This window comes from Streptococcus infantis, from assembly GCF_047464415.1.
GTDB lineage: Bacteria > Bacillota > Bacilli > Lactobacillales > Streptococcaceae > Streptococcus > Streptococcus infantis_AE.
In genome coordinates this window covers 1-643 of the sequence record NZ_JASHBX010000062.1, presented here as the reverse complement: position 1 = coordinate 643, position 643 = coordinate 1, and the positions used below count along the sequence as shown (strand labels likewise).

At 37.8% G+C, this 643-nt stretch carries 1 protein-coding gene; it reads right to left on the bottom strand.

Features of this window, described 5'->3' with window-relative positions; all coding sequences use genetic code 11:
• The coding region (locus QM460_RS10485) for a MucBP domain-containing protein (protein WP_414290062.1) at positions 1-622 on the bottom strand (622 nt) is incomplete at its 3' end.
• Between the last annotated feature and the right edge of the window lie 21 nt (positions 623-643).

The window sequence follows — 643 nt, the reverse complement described above, 5'->3', positions numbered from 1 at the left end:
AAGCTGAATCAACTGGTTCTTTATCCATATCCGTTACAGAAGCTTTAAGCTCATTGCCTTCTGTATCTTTATAGTGTACATAGACACTACCTTTTGGTTGAACTGGCTCTTCTTTAAGCTTGTAGATGTAAGTAACGTTCTTATCTTGTTCAGCTACTTTACCAGTTGTTAGATCTGATGACTTAAGATGTCCTTGGTCATCTACTTCACCTACTGTGTAAGTTCCTGCTGGAACCAATACATAAGTCTTACCATCTTTTTCGATTTCTTTTGGACGGTTGTCTACTACTGTATCGTAAGCTGAATCAACTGGTTCTTTATCCATATCCGTTACAGAAGCTTTAAGCTCATTGCCTTCTGTATCTTTATAGTGTACATAGACACTACCTTTTGGTTGAACTGGCTCTTCTTTAAGCTTGTAGATATAAGTAACGTTCTTATCTTGTTCAGCTACTTTACCTGTTGTGTCATCTGATGATGTAAGATGACCTTGATCATCTACTTCACCTACTGGGTAGTTACCGGCTGGTACCAATACATAAGTCTTACCATCTTTTTCGATTTCTTTTGGACGGTTGTCTACTACTGTATCGTAAGCTGAATCAACTGGTTCTTTATCCATATCCGTTACAGAAGCTTTAAG